The 15,839-nt window shown below is 62.9% G+C and carries 16 protein-coding genes; 1 reads left to right on the top strand and 15 read right to left on the bottom strand.

Features of this window, described 5'->3' with window-relative positions; all coding sequences use genetic code 11:
• Positions 1-29 precede the first annotated feature (29 nt).
• From LGQ03_RS03820 to purF, 7 genes are all read right to left on the bottom strand, one after another.
• Positions 30-1,244: a peptidoglycan DD-metalloendopeptidase family protein gene (locus tag LGQ03_RS03820; protein ID WP_226747317.1), complete on the bottom strand. Its 1,215-nt coding sequence runs from the start codon at positions 1,242-1,244 to the stop codon at positions 30-32.
• 52 nt (positions 1,245-1,296) lie between these two features.
• A complete protein-coding gene (locus tag LGQ03_RS03815; RefSeq protein ID WP_404807549.1) occupies positions 1,297-1,917 on the bottom strand; it encodes a protein-L-isoaspartate(D-aspartate) O-methyltransferase in 621 nt (206 codons plus the stop codon).
• Between the two features lie 17 nt (positions 1,918-1,934).
• A complete protein-coding gene (gene surE, locus LGQ03_RS03810) occupies positions 1,935-2,717 on the bottom strand; it encodes a 5'/3'-nucleotidase SurE (RefSeq protein WP_226747315.1) in 783 nt (260 codons plus the stop codon).
• Between the two features lie 79 nt (positions 2,718-2,796).
• Positions 2,797-3,441, bottom strand: a complete 645-nt coding sequence (locus LGQ03_RS03805) for an SDR family NAD(P)-dependent oxidoreductase (RefSeq protein WP_226747314.1) — start codon at positions 3,439-3,441, stop codon at positions 2,797-2,799.
• Positions 3,442-3,479: 38 nt separating this feature from the next.
• Positions 3,480-3,752, bottom strand: coding sequence for a hypothetical protein (locus LGQ03_RS03800; protein WP_226747313.1), 273 nt, complete (start codon positions 3,750-3,752; stop codon positions 3,480-3,482).
• Between the two features lie 219 nt (positions 3,753-3,971).
• Positions 3,972-4,220: a hypothetical protein gene (locus LGQ03_RS03795; protein ID WP_226747312.1), complete on the bottom strand. Its 249-nt coding sequence runs from the start codon at positions 4,218-4,220 to the stop codon at positions 3,972-3,974.
• A gap of 168 nt (positions 4,221-4,388) precedes the next feature.
• A complete protein-coding gene (purF, locus tag LGQ03_RS03790) occupies positions 4,389-5,888 on the bottom strand; it encodes an amidophosphoribosyltransferase (protein ID WP_226747311.1) in 1,500 nt (499 codons plus the stop codon).
• A 216-nt stretch (positions 5,889-6,104) separates the two neighbouring features.
• Here purF and LGQ03_RS03785 point away from each other — a divergent pair, with 216 nt between their 5' ends.
• On the top strand, positions 6,105-7,232 hold the full coding sequence (locus tag LGQ03_RS03785; RefSeq protein WP_090160512.1) for an AI-2E family transporter: 1,128 nt from the start codon (positions 6,105-6,107) through the stop codon (positions 7,230-7,232).
• Positions 7,233-7,234: 2 nt separating this feature from the next.
• Here LGQ03_RS03785 and LGQ03_RS03780 read toward each other — a convergent pair whose 3' ends face one another.
• From LGQ03_RS03780 to LGQ03_RS03745, 8 genes are all read right to left on the bottom strand, one after another.
• Positions 7,235-7,804, bottom strand: coding sequence for a CvpA family protein (locus tag LGQ03_RS03780; RefSeq protein ID WP_056033615.1), 570 nt, complete (start codon positions 7,802-7,804; stop codon positions 7,235-7,237).
• A 27-nt stretch (positions 7,805-7,831) separates the two neighbouring features.
• On the bottom strand, positions 7,832-9,196 hold the full coding sequence (radA, locus tag LGQ03_RS03775) for a DNA repair protein RadA (protein ID WP_090160514.1): 1,365 nt from the start codon (positions 9,194-9,196) through the stop codon (positions 7,832-7,834).
• 59 nt (positions 9,197-9,255) lie between these two features.
• Positions 9,256-10,047 carry a DNA repair protein gene (locus LGQ03_RS03770; RefSeq protein ID WP_226747310.1) on the bottom strand — a complete coding sequence of 264 codons (792 nt, stop codon included), beginning with the start codon at positions 10,045-10,047 and terminating at the stop codon, positions 9,256-9,258.
• A 310-nt stretch (positions 10,048-10,357) separates the two neighbouring features.
• A complete protein-coding gene (alr, locus tag LGQ03_RS03765; RefSeq protein ID WP_226747309.1) occupies positions 10,358-11,413 on the bottom strand; it encodes an alanine racemase in 1,056 nt (351 codons plus the stop codon).
• 153 nt (positions 11,414-11,566) lie between these two features.
• Entirely contained in the window at positions 11,567-12,334 is a 768-nt protein-coding gene (locus tag LGQ03_RS03760) for a COG3904 family protein (RefSeq protein WP_090160520.1), read from the bottom strand.
• Positions 12,331-13,614 (bottom strand): hypothetical protein, encoded by a 1,284-nt coding sequence (locus tag LGQ03_RS03755; protein WP_090160522.1) that lies wholly within the window; start codon positions 13,612-13,614, stop codon positions 12,331-12,333. Before LGQ03_RS03755 ends, LGQ03_RS03760 begins: the two co-directional genes overlap by 4 nt.
• Before the next feature lie 76 nt (positions 13,615-13,690).
• The gene (locus tag LGQ03_RS03750; protein ID WP_226747308.1) at positions 13,691-14,152 is read right to left on the bottom strand and encodes a GNAT family N-acetyltransferase; all 462 of its coding nucleotides are present in this window, start codon (positions 14,150-14,152) and stop codon (positions 13,691-13,693) included.
• The gene (locus tag LGQ03_RS03745) at positions 14,136-15,638 is read right to left on the bottom strand and encodes a replicative DNA helicase (RefSeq protein WP_226747307.1); all 1,503 of its coding nucleotides are present in this window, start codon (positions 15,636-15,638) and stop codon (positions 14,136-14,138) included. Before LGQ03_RS03745 ends, LGQ03_RS03750 begins: the two co-directional genes overlap by 17 nt.
• Between the last annotated feature and the right edge of the window lie 201 nt (positions 15,639-15,839).

Genomic DNA, 15,839 nt, shown 5'->3' with positions numbered 1-15,839 from the left:
CCCGGGATATTTCGGGCCAGAAGAAAGGCTCAGGGCAGGAATTCGTTCGGATCGACCGAGTTCAGCCCGCGCCGCACCTCGAAATGCACGAATGTCGGGTCACCTGCGCCAACCTGACCCAGATTGCCGCCACGTGCGACGCTGTCGCCTTTGGCGACGCTCAGGTTCTCGAGGTTGGTGTAGACGGTGAGCAGGTTGTCTGCATGTTTGACAACCACGATGGATGTGCCTGACGTGTCTTGTGTGACGGCGGCCACGGTGCCGCTATCGGCGGCCTTAACCGTGGTGCCCGCAGTCGCCGCGATGTCGATGCCTTCGTTGCGCCCGGGGCTGTAGTCGCGGATGATCGCGCCAGCCAAGGGCCGGACAAAACGTGCCTCGCTTGCTGCGGGTGTGGCCGCCGGGGCGGGGGCTGGCGGCGGAGGCGGCGGCGGTGCGGATGCTGTTTCCGACACTGTCGGGGCTGCTGTCGTCAGATCAGGTGCATCGGGCAATGTCACAGGTGCCGCGACGGATGGCGTGCTGGCGGGCAGGGGGGCCGCAGCCGAGGGCGGCACGGGCGATGTGCTGCCGATACCGGGGGCGGTGATCGGGCCACCCGCAGGATCGGCCGCACCGCCGCCCTGCGGCACCAGAATGAACTGACCTTCGCGCACGGTCAGGCTGGAATCCAACCCGTTCCATTCTGCCAATGTGCCGACGGGGACATTGTACAGGCGGCTGATCGAAAACGCCGTTTCACCGCGTTCGACGCGATGGCGGATCGGTTGGGTTGCGGTCGTCTGGGCCGGTGACGCGGCCGGTACGGCCAGCCCGCCGGATGTGGCATCCGCACGGTCCAGCGCCGTGGTTGCCACCGCGGTCACATCCAGCGGTACCGTCGTTTGTGCGCCCGGAACGCGGGTCGGCAAGGCCAGCACCTCGCCATCGCGCAGCGTGACGCCCTGTTCGATCCCGTTGAAACTGGCCAGTGTCGCGGGATCGACACCGACGCGGGATGCGATCGAGGCGACAGTATCGCCACGTCGCGCGACGGCGACCTGATAGTCGGCATAGGTGATGACGCCGCGCTGGTCGGGATCGGGTCGATCCGGCAGATTGCCCACCGCCGGCGATGTATCGAATGCGCCGGTGCGATCCCGCAAGTCGATGTCCGGCAGGCCGGCGTCGCAGGCCGCCATCAAGGCGATCCCCGCGCAACTGAAGGTCAGGCGCAGGGCTGCGTTACGGCGGGTCTGGGTCATGGATGGGCTCCTGTCCACTGCGGGGTCCGTCTTGCGCGGGTTGGCCATCGTTTTAGTCCTCTCCGAGGCCTTCAATCAAGGGAACAAAGCGCACATCGCGCAATTCCGCGTAATCAAGGCCCTGTGGTGTGCGTGTCACGCGGATCAGGGTCTGAACGGTATCTGACTGGCCTACGGGCAGCACCATGATCCCGCCCTCGCGCAATTGCGCCAAAAGCGGGCCGGGCGGGTCCTCGGCTGCTGCGGTCAGAAGGATACGGTCGAACGGGGCCTGCTCCGGCAATCCGTGGCTGCCGTCGCCGACCAATGCGGTGATGTTGTGCAGATCGAGCGCGTCAAAGATCGTCTGGGCCTCGGTCACGAGGCGACGGAAACGGTCCACCGTATAAACCCGGCGCGCGAGCTGGCTGAGGATCGCCGCCTGATAGCCTGACCCGGTTCCGACCTCGAGGACCTTGTGCCGGGGCTGAACATCGAGGGCCTGCGTCATGATCCCGACGACCGACGGTTGGCTGATGGTCTGGCCGCAGGCAATGGGCAGCGGCATGTCCTCGTAGGCACGTTCGGCAAAGAGGCCCTTGTTGACAAATCGCGACCGGTCGATGCGTTCCATCGCTGTCAGCACGCGTTCGTTCGTCACCCCCTTGGACCTGAGGGCAAAGAGGAACTGCATCTGGGTTTGCGGATCGGTCAAGCCAGCCTGTCCCGCATCTGGTCGATCACATCGTGCGCCGTGAGGTCCGCGCGCATCGGCGTGGCCGAGATATAGCCATCGACATTGGCCTGTGCATCGGTGCCGGCCCCGGTCGCGCGTTGCTGATCGCCTCCCTTGACCCACAGAAAATGACGGTGACCCGGGGTTTCGGCCCGGACCACGTGATGATGACCGCCGCGGCGGAACCCTTGGGTCGTGACCTGAAATCCCGCCACATCTGCGGCTGGGACGGGGGGGAAATTCACGTTCCAGAACAGGCAGTAGTCGGCATCGTCCCAAACGTCGGCGGCCAGCAGCCTGTTGATGGTAGCAACGCCATGCGTGGCGGCGGCTGCAAAGGCATGTTCGGGGTCCATGTTGCGTGGACCATAGTACTGCGACAATGCGATGGCCCGGTGACCCTGTAACGCAGCCTCCATCGCGGCGCCGATCGTGCCGGAATAGAGCACGTTTTCAGCGGCGTTGTTGCCGCGGTTCACGCCCGACAGGATCAGATCGGGTTCCCCGGGCAGGATGTCGAACAATGCGGCCAGCACGCAATCGGCCGGCGATCCCTGAACCGCGAAACGCCGCGGATCCAGCTGTGTGACCATCGTGGGATGGGTATAATTGATGCAATGCCCGACGCCGGATTGTTCCTGCGCGGGGGCCACGGTCCAGACCTCGCCCGTGGGACCAGCGATTGCGGACGCGATGTCGTGCAGGACGGCCAGACCCGGGGCGTTGATGCCGTCGTCGTTGGTGATGAGTATCCGCATGACAGCCCTTTGCGCGTGTTGCCGCACGTTAGGTCATGGAAAAAGGCGGGGCAAGCGCTTGCCCCGCGCGGGGTTAGGATCAAGCCAGTATTTCGGGCAGCAGCCGGGCGGCCTCTGATGCCGGGCTGGCCAATGCACTGCGGTCTTCGCCGGGATAGAACCGGGCGCGCAATGCTGTGGGCATCGGGGCGGGGTCGATCAGGCGGACCTGCGGTCCGGTCTTAACCGTCTCGGCGGCCCAACTGTTGACCAGCGCCAGCTGTGCGGCCTTGGTGGCACCATATGTGCCGTAAAATTTCTGACCCGCGGGGTGGTCGTTGCAGAACACCGCGCGCCCCTGCGCACCCAGAAGCGGCGAGACATAACCGATCAGCCGGGCCGTGGCCGTCACGTTGACCTCGAGCGATTTCGCAAGGTCCTTGGGCCCGATGTGTCCGGCAGGTGCCAGGGGTGCCGCGTGGATTGCCGTGTGGATCCACAGATCCAGCTTGCCCCAACGGTCGAAAATACCGCGGCACAGCTGCTGCATGGCTGCGTCGACGCAAATGTCCATCGGCGCTAGCGTGGCCTGACCGCCCGCGGCCTTGACCGCGTCGTCCAGTTCCTCGAGCGCGCCAACGGTGCGTGCAACGGCAACGATATGGTGCGTGGGTGCGAGAGCGGTGGCAAGTGCCGCGCCAAGGCCACGAGAGGCACCGGTGATGAGGGCGATCTTATCTGTCATGCGCACCCTTTGCCGCAGCAAGGCGGCGCTGTCCAGTGTCAGCCTGGCATCGTCAACCTGCGTGTGACACCGCGGCGGTCCAGAAGGCTGAGCCCCTGCTCAGATACGGCCACGACGGTCATGTTATCCACGCGATCACCGATCGTTACCTGGCTGATCGCACCGCGTGCGGTTCGGATTAGCGCCGCATTGCCGTTTTGCGACAGCCGCAGCCCGATGAGTGCCAAGGTCGTCATGTCCAGTTTTTCTTCTGCGACAGCGATCTGTGCCACGTCGTCGGGGATGGGGTTGGTCGTGCTTGCGTCGGTCATGTTCTCGGCTCCATCTGGGCTCGCGCGCCAACTGAAGGAGTTCTGAATGAGGGAACAGCGGTAAATGCCGCAGCGCGGCATCCGTGCTGGGATGTGCTCAAATCAGGTGACCGGATCGGCGGTTTTCAGCGCAGCCCCGCCCCGTTTTAAACCCTTGCGATCACGATCCCGCAAGGCGTCCGCGATGCGGCGCGGTTCGGGATCGTCGCCGTTGGTGGGTCAGACCTCGCGTTGCCGCGACCTCATGCCGTCGCTGGCCTCTGTCTTGTCGTGAAACAGGTGCACCTGCGTTGGGTAAGGCAGACCGATACTGGCCTTGTCCAATGCGATGCAGGTTTCCTGAATGACATCACCCCGAATGCGGATGCGGTCCACTTTCGATGATTTGTTCCACCAGCGCAGGCGGATGGTATTGGCGGAATCGTCCTGCGTGACAGGGATGGTTTCAGGCGCGGGGTCGGCTATCACGCCGTCAAAGGATGCGCAGGATATTGTAAACCGTCAGGACCACCACGCAGTTAGAGTATATTTCGCCGTCGGGTGCGACGATACGAGCCCGCCTACGCCGCAATCGGCGTCAGACGGGGGCGTTGGCGCCCGGCACGTTCATGAACCGGGCGGCAGGTGTTTTGCGGTCTATTCCGCCGGTTCCTTGGTCTTGAAACCGGCCTCGATCTTGTCCGAGGGCACAATGGGATAGTCGCCGGAAAAACAGGCGTCGCAATATTGCGGGGATTTCGGATCGCGGCCACCGGGCTCGCCCACGGCACGGTATAGCCCGTCCAGCGAGATGAACTTGAGGCTGTCGACGCCCAGATGGGCTGTCATCTCGGCCTCTGTCATGCGGGCGGCGAGCAGTTTTTCACGTTCGGGCGTGTCCACGCCGTAAAAGCAGGGCCAGACCGTCGGCGGGCTGGCGATACGGAAATGCACAGAAGCGGCGCCAGCCTCGAGGATCATTTCCTTGATCTTTTGGCTGGTGGTGCCGCGCACGACACTGTCGTCGACCAGGATCACCCGCTTGCCCTGAATAAGGGCGCGGTTCACGTTCAGTTTCAGGCGCACGCCCATGTTGCGGATCTGTTCGGACGGTTCGATGAACGTGCGGCCCATGTATTGGTTGCGCACGATCCCCATCGCAAAGGGAATGCCAGATTCCAGCGAATAACCAATTGCAGCGGGCGTGCCGCTGTCGGGAACAGGGCAGACCAGATCGGCATCGACCGGTGCTTCCTTGGCCAGTTCGCGGCCGATGGCCTCTCGGGTTTCATAGACCGAACGGCCCCCCAGCGACGAATCCGGCCTGCTGAAATAGACGTGTTCAAAGATACAGAAGCGTGATTTCCGGCGGCGGAACGGGAAATGGCTTTGCACGCCGTCTTCCGCGCTGATGACCAGCATTTCGCCCGGTTCGATTTCACGGATGAAATCGGCACCCACGATGTCCAGTGCACAGGTTTCGGACGCCAGCACCCAGCCATCGCCCAGCTGACCCAGCACCAACGGACGCACGCCCAGCGGGTCACGACAGCCGATCAGCTTGGATCGGGTCATGGCGACCACGGAAAACGCGCCTTCGACTTTGCGCAGTGCCTCTTCCATGCGGTCGGGGATCGTGCGGCCCATCGACCGCGCCATCAGGTGGATGATGCATTCGGAATCGCTGGACGATTGAAAGATCGAGCCACGCTCGATCAACTCGCGCCGCAGGGCCACGGCATTCGTGATGTTGCCGTTGTGCGCGATGGCGGCGCCGCCCATGGAAAATTCGCCAAAGAACGGCTGCACGTCACGAATCGCCGTCTGCCCCTTGGACCCGGCGGTGGAATAGCGCACGTGACCGATGCCGATATTGCCCGGCAGCAGCGCCAGCGTTTCCGCGCTGGTGAAATTGTCCCGCACCAGACCCATGCGGCGGGCCTGATTGAACCCCGTGGTGCTGTCGTAGGTCACGACACCACCGGCCTCTTGGCCACGGTGTTGCAGGGCGTGCAGGCCGAGTGCGATAAAGTTGGAAGCCTGCGAAACGCCGACGACGCCAAAGACGCCGCATTCCTCCTTGAGCTTGTCATCATCGGGATCGAACGGATGAGAAGGCAATGATTTCGCGGGGGCAGGATGGCTCGCATTGCGCACGTGGCAGCTCCGGTTCCGGGGGCGGTTGCGATGCGTTTAACCAATGCCCGCGGCAGAGTCACGAGACTGTCACACGACATTTGCATGGCGGCGCAGGTCAGACCGAAAATGGCCACCGCGATCACGTGATCGGGAACATTGCGTGACCTGCGGTGTTGAAAACCTAAGCTGCGGCGCTTTGCCCCAGTTGCAGCCAAAACGAAAGCCCCATCCCAAATGAAATCAGCGACGCACCTTGAATCCATACGGCGCAGCCTGACCCTGTTGATGTTGATCGCGATTTTCGTGACCTGTTATTTTGCGCGTGACCTGATCCTGCCTGTCATGCTCGGGTTTCTGATTGCCCTGACATTGTCGCCGGTTTCGCGCGGGTTGTCGCGCATCGGGGTCCCGCACTGGGCATCGGGCGTCGGCCTGATCGCGATCACCACGACGTTGATCGGGCTTATCATTTTGTTTGGCGCGGGAACAGTCAGCACCTGGATGTCGGATTTCGATGATCTGGCGCGCGAATTGCAGTTCAAACTGGCTGGCGTGTTCCGCCAGCTTGAAAGTGTGCGGCAGGCTGGCGAAGACGTGGCCAAGATGGCCGCAGCGGGCGGTGAAGCAGCCCAAGAGGTCGTGGTGCAACAGCCGACCATGCTGGACAGTGCATTCGACATGGCCGGCACATTGGGTGCCACATTGGCTGTGGCGCTGGTGCTGGCGACATTTCTGCTCGCATCGGGTGACATGTTCTACATCAAGCTGGTCCAGAGCTTTGAGACCATGAGTGGCAAGAAACGCGCATTGACCATGGTCTATGACATCGAACGCAAGGTGTCGCATTACCTGCTGACGATTACGGTCATCAACGCGTCGCTGGGGCTGTGCATCGGCGTCGCTCTGACGCTGCTGGGGCTGCCTTATGGCTGGCTCTGGGGCATCGTGGCGTTCTTGTTGAACTATCTGCCGTATCTGGGGGCGATGGCCGGGGTTTTGATGGTCGGGGCGATTTCGATCATCACCTTTGACGAATTCGGATATGCCCTGCTGGCCCCTCTGGTCTATCTCACCTTCACGACGATCGAGGGCAATTTCGTGACCCCGTCGCTGTTGGGCCGTCAGCTCAAGATGAATACCGTCGCGGTTTTCCTGACGGTCGTCCTCTGGGCGTGGCTATGGGGTATTCCCGGCGCGCTGGTCGCCGTGCCGTTCCTGGTGGTGTTCAAGGTGGTGGCAGACAATATCGACAGCCTGGCCATCGTCAGCAATTTCCTGTCAGGGGCGGACAGTTCGGAATTGCGGGACCTGCGGCGCGCGCCGATCGCCTTTGAGGATCACGGCGCGCACAAGGATGATTGAGGTTACTGAACGTCGGTCGTGGCACCGCATTCGCCGATCAGCGCAGCATACTGCGACGTGATCCAGCCCAGTGCTGCCTCGGGGTCGCGATCTTCGAGCGTGCCGCCGAACTGGGTAAAGATGCGTGCTGAACGGCTGTCCTCGACCATGGCGATATCCTGTGCGGACAGTACCGTCTGATAGACAAAGAACGCCACCGTCACCAGCAGGACACCGCGGGCAACGCCGAACAGGAACCCCAGTCCCTGGTCCAGACCATTCAGCGCCGACCGCTGGATCACGCTGGAAAACAGGGGTGTGAATATCGAAACGACCACCAGCGCCACGGCGAACACGACGGCAAAGGCCGCGATGATCGACAATTCGCAGCTGTCACCGATGAAATCACCCAGCACCGGGATCTGGCGCACCAGCGGTTCGGCCTGACCGGCAAACAGGAACGCCAGAATCGTCGCCCCGATCCAGCCTGCGATGGCCATCGCCTCGCGGACCAGACCGCGCGAATAGGCCAGCAGCGCCGAAATAACGATTGTGGCGGCCACGATGCCGTCAATGATGGTGAAACCGTCCATGTGCGTCCCCCGGCTGGCCCGTGGCCGCTAGCGCGCGCCAAAAACCTGTTCTACGAAACCGGCCAGATCCTGCATTTCCCGCAGGTCCATCCCGGCGCCTTGCGTGCCCTTGGGCGCGCGCGGCATGATCGCCGAGGTAAAACCAAGTTTCTGCGCCTCTTTCAATCTATTTTCCGTCTGAATGACCGGACGCAACGCACCCGACAGGCTGATTTCACCGAAAATGACCGCCTCCTTGGGCAGGGCGGCATCCTCTCGGGCGGAAACCAGTGCTGCGGCCACCGCCAGATCGGCGGCGGGTTCATTGATCCGCAGGCCGCCCGCGACGTTCAGATAGACATCCAGCCCGGTGAACGGCACGTCGCAGCGCGATTCCAGAACCGCCATGATCATGGCAAGCCGCCCGCCGTCCCAACCCACGACGGAACGGCGCGGCTGGCTGTGCGGCGAGGGTGCGACCAGCGCCTGAATTTCGCACAGGACCGGGCGTGTGCCTTCGACCCCGGCAAAGACGACAGAACCGGGGGCCGGTTCGCCGCGTTCGGACAGGAACAGGGCAGAGGGGTTTTTCACCTCTGCCAGACCCTTGCCGGTCATTTCGAACACGCCGATTTCATCGGCCGGGCCAAAGCGGTTTTTCACACTGCGCAGGATGCGGAACTGGTGCCCACGCTCGCCTTCGAAATAGAGCACGGTATCGACCATGTGTTCGACGACGCGGGGGCCTGCGATCGCACCTTCCTTGGTGACGTGGCCGACCATGACGACGGACATGCCCCGCTTTTTCGCAAAGGTCGTCAATTCGTGCGCGCAGGACCGGACCTGACTGACGCTGCCCGGCGCGCTTTCGACGGTGTCGGACCACATGGTCTGGATCGAATCGATTACGCACAGATCAGGCGTGTCCTGATCCAATGTCGTCAGGATGTCGCGCAGGTTGGTTTCGGCGGCGAGACGCACGGGCGATTTTTCCAAGCCCAGCCTGCGGGCGCGCATCTGTACCTGTGCATTCGATTCCTCGCCCGAAATGTAGACGACTCGCAGGCCGTTGCGCGCAAACCGTGCCGCGGCCTGCAGCAGCAATGTCGATTTGCCGATGCCGGGATCCCCGCCGACAAGCAGGGCCGACCCCTTGGTCAGGCCGCCCCCCAGAACACGGTCAAGTTCGGTGACACCCGACTGCGTGCGGGGCGGTTCCGCCTCTTGGGTGGCAAGGTCGGTCAGCGGGATCGATTTGCCGCGATGTTTGCCCAGTCCCTGTTTTTTGGGACCGCTGGACAGGCCCGCATCCTCGACGATGCTGTTCCATGCGCCACAGGCGTCGCAACGCCCCGACCATTTGGCCGATGCCGCACCGCAGTCGGAACAGGTAAATGTCAGATCCTTTGCCATGTTCACCTTTTGCCCCAAAGCAGGCGGACTGGCAACGGCGCATTTTCGCGGAGGTCAGCCTATTCGGCGGCTGGTTTCTGTGCGGGTAGATTAACGATGTTGCTAGGTGGTGCGTCCTGTTCGGTGTCCTGATCCAGCGATGTGTCATGTTCCAGCGCGTATCCCAGCAGCGGCAGAACGCTTTGCAATGCTTCGTCCAGATGCGCGAGCTGGTTCGCGACGCGAGATTCCTCCATCTCGACCTGCGCGGACCAACTGCGGATCTGTTCGCAGATGTGCAACGCCTCCAGGATCTGTTCTTGCTGATCCTCGGCCTCTTTCTGGCGGGCGGCGAGGAACGCCTTGGCGCGCGCGACTCGATCTTCTGAATAGACTTCGGCCAGATGCCGGGACGTCTGGCCCATCTGTGCCGCCACCTCGAGGACGCCGGGTTCCAGACGCACGAGGTCGGGATGATCGCGCAGATAGGCCAGCCGTTCGCGCACCGCATCAAATTCGGAGCTGAGGCTGAAGATGCCCTGACGGTCGGCATGATGCACCGCGTTATAGGCGACCTTGATATCGTCCATGCTGATCTGGAAATCGCGGTGACTGCGTTCCAGCGCCATCATCCGGGCGTTGGTCGGCAGGAAAAACGCCATCGCGGACAGCAAGACCGTCAGACCGATCTGAAGCCACATCCCCGCATGTGGATAGGGTACACCGCCCACTGATGCCTCGAATGTCAGCCAACCAGTCACGCCAAGCGCACTGAGCGATGTGAACACCAACGCTGCCACCGCCACGACGGCCACGACAAACAACGACACGGCATGTAAGATCTGGATCACGTAACGAATGGAAAGCGACATCGCGGTGGGTCCGATCGGAAAGTCTCATACTCGGATTAACCATAGGGCGAATTTCGAGGGCGTCCTACATGCTTTGCGGAACGGCCTGTCTCAATTGTATCCACCTGCGAAACAATGATTGACGGACCTCCGGATTGGGTAGGCTATCGTCAATTGACAGTTGGAAAAACCGTCAGGATTTTCAGATTGTTAGGCGTTTTTCCGCCAGTCGATCCAGAATTGTGGATAGTTTCGCTATCCTCTATCTGATTTCGACACTTTGACCGCCGGTGTTGCCGGAGAGCGTCAAAATATTGCCAGATTCATCGCATTAGGACCCGAATCGGGTTGCTTCTCCGGCGTAGCGGCGGCTGTAGCGCGCACCCAGGCTGGTCAGGATTTCATAGCCGATGGTGCCGGCCGCGCGGGCCAGGTCGTCAACGGTCTGATCCGGCGACAGGATGGACAGTGAAACAGGATCATCCCGCAGATCGGTGATATCCACCGTGATCAGATCCATCGAAATACGACCGACCAGCGGGCAGGGCTGTGACCCCGCCCAAAGCGTTGCCCGCCCCGATCCCGCGCGCAGCAACCCGTCGGCGTATCCGGCCGACAAGGTGGCGAGGCGCGTGGGACGTTCGGCCTGCCAGCTGTTCCCATAGCCCACGACCTCGCCTTCGGTCAGGTCGCGGATCTGCACGATCGGCAGATCGAGCCGGGCCACAGGCCGCGCCGCTGCAAAGGGCAGGCCACCATACAGACCGATTCCGGGACGGCATTCATCAAAGTGATATTCGGACCCCAGCAGCATCCCGCCGGTCGCAGCAAGGCTGCGCGGTGTGGTGATGCCATCGGTCATCTGGTGAAACACATCCAGCTGATAGGGATTCATGGGGTGATCGGGTTCATCCGCGCAGGCAAGGTGAGACATCACCACGACGGGTTTGCGCCGCAGGGCGGGTTCGGCCACCTGTGCCCAGTCATCCCATTCCAGCCCGAGCCGGTTCATGCCGGTATCAAGCTGGAGACCAAAGGGATGGTCCGGCAGATCCCGGAAATGACGGTCGATCTGTGACAGGCTGTTCAGGATCGGTGTCAGGTGGTGGTCCACCAGCAGCTGTGTGTCGCCTTTCATGTGCCCGGTCAGAACCCGGATCTGGGCCCGGTCGCCCAAGGCTGTGCGCAAGGCGGCACCTTCTTCGGCGACCGCGACGTAGAAGATCCGCGCGCCCTGCTTTGCCAGCGCTGCCGCAACGCGGCCCGCCCCCAAACCGTAACCGTCCGCCTTGACTACGGCAGCGGTTTCGCAGGAGGTCAGCGCGTTCAGGCTGCGCCAGTTTGCGCCCACGGCGCCGAGGTCGATCGTCAGATGTCCAGTGCTCATACCTGCCTTGTGCCACTGTTTTGCGGGCTGGGCAATCGGGAGGAGTAGCCAGAGGGGGTGACGCATTTTCTGCGAAAATGCGGCGCCTCCGGCGGGAGTATTTTGGGCAAGATGATGCAGGTCGTCCGGTGCTGCCGGCGGTCGCGCGTCAGCTTAGTCAGCCGTGACGATCCTGTATTCGGTCAGCTCCCCGGCGGTCAGCAGGTAGATTTCGTCAGGGGGGGTGACTAGCGCGTGCTGCATGACCAGCGGATCGACCCCCATGTCGTCGAGAAAGCTCATGACCTCGCCTTGGCCGCGCTGAATGTCCTCGACGGCGAGAAAGGCGGGCAGGGCGGTGTTTTCCCCAAAATAATGCTGATGCACGCCAACCAATGCGCCGTCCTCGACCTGTCGCGTGGTGCCGGACGACAGGATGTAGGGGCAGGCGGACAGGCAGATGTCCGTCGCTGTCATGCGCGTGCCGATCCCTGCGGCGCGCAGGGCACGACCGAGGGTCAGCGCATCGCTGACCGACCCGCCCGGACTGTTGAGAAACGCCTGTTCCGGCGCGGGATCGACGGTCGCAAGAAAAGTCGCAAAGCGGTCGGCGTCACCCGGTGCAATGCTGCCCGTAAGGGTAATGACAGGTGCCCCGTTCCAGACCGTGTCGACGAATTCCAGCCGCGAGGGCATGTCCGTCGTTGCGGGGATCGGACGCGATCCCGGACGTGGTGCGCGCGGACTGACCTGGCTGGGATCATAGCGCCGGGTCTGGTCGCCGGGGCCCAGTGGTTCAGTCAGGCCGGGCGCGGTCGAGGGGCTTGCGATCTGCGGCAGGATGCGTGCCAGGTCAGAGCTGAGCATCACGCCCGCAAAGACGACCTGCAGCCCGAGGATCCATTTCAGCCAGCGGCCTGTCTGATGCGGTCTGGCCGTCATGTGTCCGGCTCTTGGGCGGGCGGTGGTGGTGGCGGGACGGGCCGCGGCGCGCGATCAAGCGATGTGTCCATGTCACGGATCGCCGTCACGGCCGCGCGCAGTTCGGCCAGGGTCATGCTGTCCTCGGTGGCGGTCCCTTCGCGGCCGACACGGATCGCGGCCTGTGTGACGGCGAGGATCAGCACCAGCACGGCCGGAAGCAGGTCGATGGCGATGGCCCCCGCCCAACTGGGCACAAAGCTGCCGGCGTACTTGATCACGGCGTCTGCGGAAGAGATCGGCGTATAGCTGATGTCGGCAGGCGGCGTCATCGACAGCACGGCCTGTGCCGCCGATTGAAGCCCCTCGGCGCGTTGGCGCAGCACGGCCAGCACGGCGTCGATCGTTGCCTGCTGTCCGGCCCGCGTGGTGTCGTTGCTGCCGTCCAGTTGCGGCAGGACGACCGAATCCGCAAGGTCGGTGGCGGCGCGGCTGACCAGAGGCGCCACCGACAATTGCCGCAACTGCGTGATGACATTGGCGAGGCGTACGGCCTCTTCGCTGAATGGCACCGATCGTGCCTCGACCGGACCTTGTTCCACGGTCAGCGCGCGCATCCGTGACAGGATCGCATTGCCTTCGACAAAGGCCTGTTCGACCAGGGGTTGCTGTGCGGTGATCTGTGCCTCGAGCGCCGTCAGCTCGTCCGATTTCTGGCGCAAGAGACGGAATACGGCCCCCTGACCGGCAAATCCTGAAAGCTGACCCGTTGCTTCTTGTTCGGACAGATCGTCAAAGGACTGCCGCACGCGGGCCACGTCACGCGCCAGCGATTGCGCGGATTGCGTGATCTCGTCCGCACGTTCGAGCGCTGCCTGATAGTCCTGCACGGTTTCGGCCAAATGCTGTTCGACGGCGGCGGCCCCGGCCAGCGCTGCCGCGTTCAGCCAGGACGACATCGCAACGATGGCGAGCGACCCTAGCGCCATCGACAGCATCAGCCCGATCCGCGCGGCCCCTGTGCGCACGGCGGGCAAAAGGCGCATCATGTAGGACCAGAACACAAAGATTCCGACCGACACGGCCACCGAATAGGCAAGGGCGGCAAAGACCGACAGTGCACCGTTGTCATCCAGCAGCGATGACACGCCGAGGTAGGTATAGATGCCCGACGCCACAGCCAGCACACCCAGCGCCGTTCCGGTGATGCTGTCCAGCCAGTCGACATGGGATTGCAGGTCGCGGGCGTTGCGGATGCCGCGCGCCTGCGCACGGGACAGGCGGGGATCGTCGTCGGACATGGGGGTGCTCCTGCTGGTTCAGCCCAAGATAGGCGGTGCTGAGCGGGATGCAAATAACGGGCGCGTGCGGTTTCGCCTAGGCCGGGTTCAAGACCTTGCGGAAGGCTGGACCGGGGTTTCGCCGGGCATAGCCCATCGCCTCGTAGGCCGCCTGCGCGCCGGTATTGTCGGGATCAGTGCCGATGCTGACATATGCGCAATCCAGTCCGCGTGCATGTTCCTCGACAGCGGTGATGATCGCACGCCCCAGCCCACGCCCGCGCAGGTCGGGTACGACAAAAATGTGGTGCAGGTTCAATCCGCGCAGCCCGTGTTGCGCCTGTGCAGTCGGGACCATCAGGGCATAGCCTGCGGGCTGTGATCCGCGTCGCGCAATCAGCCCCCGCAGCCAGGGCGGTGTGCCAAAGAGGTCGCGCGTCAGGGCATCCGGGCAGGCGTTACTGTCATCACCATGAAATGCGCCAAGCGCGTCCGACATGACGACCAGATCGGGGATGTCTGCCGGCGTGACGGCACGGATATCAAAATCCGACGTCACCGCCGCCGCCATTGTCCTGCCAAGGCTTGACCAGGTTGCCAAAGCGGGTGAACCGGCCCTCGAACGACAGTTCCACCGTGCCGATGGGGCCGTGACGCTGTTTGCCGATGACGACCTCCGCCTTGCCGCGCAGGCGTTCCATTTCCTCTTGCCACAGGGCGATCTTGTCCATCTCGTGGTCGCCGGGTTTTTCGCGTTCCTTGTAGTATTCCTCGCGGAACACGAACATCACGACGTCGGCGTCCTGCTCGATCGAGCCGGATTCGCGCAGGTCCGACAGCTGCGGGCGCTTGTCCTCGCGGGATTCGACCTGACGCGACAGCTGGGACAGGGCGATCACGGGGATGTTCAGCTCCTTGGCGATGGCCTTCAGGCCCATCGTGATTTCCGAGATTTCGTTCACGCGGTTTTCGCCCTTGCCGGTGCCGCGCACCAGTTGCAGGTAGTCGACGACCAGCACGTCCAGCCCGTGGGTCCGTTTCAGACGGCGCGCCCGCGCGGCCAGCTGGGAAATCGGCAGCGCCGGGGTGTCATCGATGAACAGCGGGCAGGATTCCAGTTTCTTGGCGGCATCCACGAAACGGCGGAATTCGACCTCTGACATGTCGCCCCGGCGGATCTGTTCGGACGGCACTTCCGCCGCCTCCGACAGGATGCGGGCGGCCAGCTGTTCTGCGGACATCTCGAGACTGTAGAACCCCACCACGCCACCGTTGACCGCACCCTCGGATCCATCGGGCAGGGTACCTTTCTTGTAGGCCTTGGCGATGTTGTAGGCGATGTTGGTGGCCAGCGACGTCTTGCCCATCGACGGACGCCCGGCAAGGATCAGCAGGTCGGATTTGTGCAGCCCACCCAATTTCTTGTCCAGATCATTCAGACCCGTAGACACGCCGGCCAGGCCACCGTCGCGCTGGTAGGCGGCGTTGGCGACGTTGACCGCATCCGTGACCGCCCGCAGAAACGACTGGAAACCACTGTCGGCCGTCCCGCTTTCCGCCAGCGCATAAAGAGCCTGTTCCGCTTCGACGATCTGGTCCTTGGGTTCGGACGCCACATCGACCTTGCAGGCCTTTGATGCGATCTCCTGACCGACCTGGATCAATTGCCGCCGGATTGCGAGGTCGTAGATCATCTGGGCATAGTCGCGCACCGCAAAGGCAGACACGGCAGAGGCCGCCAGCCGGACAAGATAGGCACCGCCACCCAATTCCTTCAGGCCCTCATCCTCTTCCATGTAGCTTTTCAGGGTAACGGGGCTGGCCAGCGCGTTCTTGGCCAGCCGGGCCGCCGCGCATTCGAAAATCCGCGCATGTACCGGATCGTAGAAGTGCTGCGGGCCGACGATGGATGCAATCCGGTCAAAGATATCGTTGTTGGTCAGGATCGCGCCCAGCAACTGCTGTTCGGCCTCGATCGAATGGGGCATCTGGTCGATGCTGGCCTCTTGCACGCCCGTCGCATTGAAAGTTGTTGCCTCGTTCATGCCCTGTCCCCTGTTCCCCGGTCTGCTGTGTCGACGGGTGTAACCCAGCCGTCGGCTTGCCTCAAATTGTATGTTTCTGTGGATAACGCGATCGGCTGGATTCGCGCAGAATCCAGTTCTTCTTCTGGTCTGAAATATCCCGGGGGTCCGGGGGCAGCGCCCCCGGTCCGGCATCAGGATATGGTGATCAAACCAGGACGG

The sequence above is a fragment of the Loktanella gaetbuli genome, assembly GCF_020531945.1.
Lineage (GTDB): Bacteria > Pseudomonadota > Alphaproteobacteria > Rhodobacterales > Rhodobacteraceae > Loktanella > Loktanella gaetbuli.
This window is presented reverse-complemented; position numbering and strand designations above follow the sequence as displayed.